At 63.8% G+C, this 3,946-nt stretch carries 3 protein-coding genes; 1 reads left to right on the top strand and 2 read right to left on the bottom strand.

The window, feature by feature from the left end; translation table 11 throughout:
* Positions 1-127: 127 nt before the first annotated feature.
* Both QT222_RS04885 and QT222_RS04880 read right to left on the bottom strand, forming a co-directional pair.
* The gene (locus tag QT222_RS04885) at positions 128-1,828 is read right to left on the bottom strand and encodes a histidine kinase N-terminal 7TM domain-containing protein (protein WP_491476490.1); all 1,701 of its coding nucleotides are present in this window, start codon (positions 1,826-1,828) and stop codon (positions 128-130) included.
* Positions 1,829-1,951: 123 nt separating this feature from the next.
* Positions 1,952-2,545, bottom strand: a complete 594-nt coding sequence (locus tag QT222_RS04880; protein ID WP_491476489.1) for a DUF7474 family protein — start codon at positions 2,543-2,545, stop codon at positions 1,952-1,954.
* Between the two features lie 128 nt (positions 2,546-2,673).
* Here QT222_RS04880 and QT222_RS04875 point away from each other — a divergent pair, with 128 nt between their 5' ends.
* Positions 2,674-3,771 carry a DNA primase gene (locus tag QT222_RS04875; RefSeq protein ID WP_491476491.1) on the top strand — a complete coding sequence of 366 codons (1,098 nt, stop codon included), beginning with the start codon at positions 2,674-2,676 and terminating at the stop codon, positions 3,769-3,771.
* Positions 3,772-3,946: the final 175 nt, after the last annotated feature.

Below are 3,946 nucleotides of genomic sequence, written 5' to 3'. Positions count from 1 at the left end.
ATCCAGAGCGCCTAATCGAAGCGGCGAGGCGTTTCCACACTCCACTCTCTGGACCGTCCTAACCGTTCTACGAACATCCGACCCGAGAGAGCAATCTACGAGACAGAAGACAGACCAACGAAACCACTTACGTTTCTGACGCTGTGGCGTCGTCTTCGGGACGACACCAGTGCGGCAGTCGAACTGTCGCCGTCGTCCCCTCGTCCACGTCGAATTCGAGTTCCCCACCGAGGGAATTGACCGTCCAGCGGACCGCCCACAGACCGAGTCCGCTTCCATGCTGGAGTGGCGACTCGCTGCCGGTTTCGACGACCGACCGTTCGTAGTCGGGGACGCCGGGACCGTCGTCTTCGACGCAGATAACGAGGTCCGAACCAACGTCGCAGAGTGACACACGAACGGCCGGGTCGCCGTCGCCGTGTGCAAGCGCGTTCTCGACGAGTTCGCGGACGAGCAGTTTGGCCGCTGGCTCGCTTCCCGTGACAGGGAGCGCCTCGGGGGCGTCGATAGTCACCGTGCTGGCATCGAACTCCTCGTTGACCGTGGAGACAGCGGCTTGAACCGTCTCGACGGCGTCGAATCGGCTTCCCTCGTCGATACCGGCCATGACGCGTTCGACCGTTCGGGCCTTTTCGCCGAGCGAGAGCAACTCGTTCGACCGGGCTCGAATCGTGTCAGCGGCATCCCGTTGGTCCGGTGGGAGTCGGTCGGAGACCATATCGGCGTAGCCGATGACGACCGTCATATCGTTGCGAAGGTTGTGCCGAAGGACGCGGTTCAACACTTCGAGTCGCTGACGGCGGCGAACACGACCCGTCACGTCGGAGACGGTGACTGTCCGCCCGAGACGCCGCTCGTGTTGGTCCGTGACCGGCGAGACGGTGACTTCGTAGGTCCGGCGGCGACGGTCGACGGTCACGTCCACGAGTTGGCGGTCGTCGTCGAGGTCGACACCGGGAAGCACCGACGAAAGCGGGTCGAAAGCCACCGCTGCATCGAGGTCGAGAAGCGACGTCGCAGCCTTGTTGGCGTCGACGATGCGGTTCTCGCGGTCGAGGACGAGCACGCCCACAGCGACGTCGTCGATGGCGGCCCGACGACCCAATCGTCCGGTCGCAGGCGAGAGACCGAACAACTGGAACCGATAGAGAGCGTAGCCGAACGTCGCGCCCGTCACCGACAGCGCGACCGGCGTGAAGTTCACCATTCGGAGCGGGCCGAGTCCGAACGTGTGGGCGACGTGGGCGACGGTCGGCGCAGTTGACCCGATGGCGAGCGCAACCGCCTGCGAACGGTATCGAGAGAGCCGTTCGGCCAGCATCTCGACCACGAGGACGAGACCGGAACCGATGATGACGTAGCCGTACACGGCGTGGAGGTGATACCAGAGGCTCGGGTCGAACCGAACCGTCGCCGCGCCGAAAACTGGGTCGAGGTGGTAGTTCGTCCAGAGGAGTCCGTGGATTGGATTCGTCACGAGCGCGACGACGGTAATCGCCGGGAACAGGAGTAACCCGGCGACGAGGCGACGTGTGAGGAGTTCGCCGCGTCCAGTGTACGAAAGCGAGAAGGCGAACCACGCCGGGGCAATGATGGCCTGTGCGACCTCGATAGGGAGTTGAAACCAAAACCGGAGGGAGAGGTCGAACGTCGTGAGTGCGACGGCGTAGGAGGCCGCCCAGAGCGTCGCTGCAAACAGAAGCACAGACAGCGACTTCGACCCGGGTTCGGTCCCTTCGCGCCAGGCGACAGTCCCGATAGCACCGGAGACGAGTGCTGCGATAAGACAGAGAACTACAAGCGGTGAGACAGGAACGACCGAAGGCACGGGTAAACCTCTAACTCACCCGGCCTAACACTTGTGGGCCACATATTGAATTAACAACAAATAGTCATGAATCTCGGTTGTCAGGTTACTGTGAGAGTCCACTGAGTATGGAACGGTCCTCCCTTAGGAACGGTAGCGGTCGATGACGCGCTTTGCCGAGATGGCTTTCTCCTTCCAGCCGTAACCCGCATCGTAGACGTGGCGCTTCTTTTCGACGAGTTCGGCGGGCGTCGCCTCCTCGAATCCGCCGCGGTCCCACGCGCCGGTCTCGCGGAGCCAGTTGACGACGTTTTCGCGTGTCTCCGGCCACGACAGGCCGACCATCTCGTACCACGCAATCATGGCGAAGACGGCGTTGTCGTGACAGCCGGGGACGCTGCCGTACTGGTGGAGCGTCCGCATCGGTTCGTGCGTCGGTTCGGACACTTCCTCTCTGAACTCTTCAGCCGTGAGGAGACGGAGAACGCCCGACTTCGCTTCCGACACCCGTTCGTCGCGTTTGAGTCGACCGAGTGCTGCCTGTCGAAGCGGCCCCCACTCGCCGGGAATCTCGCGGCGAAGCGTCTCTTCGTCGCACGGCCCGCCGGTGAGAACCGAGACGATATCGACGTAGGCGTGTTCGACCTCCACCCACGGCGTTCCCTCGAACTGGCAGTCTGCGTCGTGGAGACTGGTCGTCGCACGACAGTCCGGACACGGGTAGTCGAAGTGCGGCACGTGAGAGGCTGAGGATGTAGTCCGTAATAGGTTGTGTGATGCGTCGTCGCCACGAGTGCCAACGCCACGCGCGCACCGGCGAATCCGTCGCGTTTATCGGGAGGCACCCGGAACGTGGCGGTATGCGGATGCGCCCGCTCCACGCTCGATACCCGTTCTTCGCCGCGGCCAGACAGGCGGTCGAATCGGCCGAGGTTGCGATTGCAACGCTCGTCACCGAGGACGCCCCGGCCGTCGAGCGTGGGGTAGAGCGCGTCGAACGCGCCCTCATGGAGGGCACCGTCGAAGCCGAGGACCCCTACGCGTGGGACACTCAGTCGGAACTCCTCTCGTACCCCATCTCTCGCATCATCGTCTCGCTCGTCGAGACGCCCGCGGCGGTGGACAAATACGCCCGCGCCGAGGCAGACACCGCCTACGAGCGCATGCTCGCCGACTTCGGAGCCGGTGACAACGATATCAACAGCGACGCGCGCGCCAGCCTCGACGACTTCCTTCGGGAGTTCGACCTGACCGACTCCGTTCGGGCCGAATCGACCGGAAACAGCCATCGTGCGCCCGAATACTACTGGGTCGATGTCGGTCCGTACCTCACCTACTGCGACACCGACTGGGGAGCCAACTGGCGACTCGTCAATCGCTCGCTCGCCGACGGGGCAGTTCGCGTCGCTCGCACAGAACTCTACGAACTGCTCAGAGAAGCAGTACGCCGCCGCGTCGCCGAGGGACTCCCCTTCACCGTCCGCGGCAGCGACGCGGGCGACCAACTCGCCGACGCGCTCAAGCCGCACGTCGAGCGCCTTCGAAACCTGCTTTCCGACCGCGGCGCTATCAACGTCGTCTACACGGACTCGGTCGACCCCGACCACTTCCCGCCGTGTGTCGAGGCGCTCTTGACGCGGGCGCAAGACGGCGAAGCCCTCCCGAACGAAGCCGCGTTTTCACTCGCGGCGTTCCTCGTCGGCGTCGGACTTAGCCCCGAAGAAGTCGGTGGCGTCGTCGGCGAGGCGAACGCCGAATCTCTCAAGAACCGCGCAACTATCCTTGCTGACTCCAGTGGGTCGCAGTACGCACCACCGACCTGCGAGACGATGCAGGCGTACGACCTCTGTGTGAACCGCGACGACCGCTGTGACACCATCTCGCACCCGATGAAATACTTCAAAACCGCGACGACCGATGCGGAATCGGCGGCCGCAGATGAAGCTACTGGCGGCGCGGACTGACAGTACGGGTATCAGTTTCCATCGATTCGGTTGAGACTGTGCTTCGACTGCAGAGCGCTGCCGCTCGGGAGAGCGGGAGACGTGGCGGCGAGAACGTCGCCGAAGGCGGGCTTAGGAGGAACGAGACAACCAAATGCCGATACCCGCCATCACGCGCACGAACGCCCCGATAGCG

The sequence above is a fragment of the Haloferax sp. s1 genome (assembly GCF_058382125.1).
This window is presented reverse-complemented; position numbering and strand designations above follow the sequence as displayed.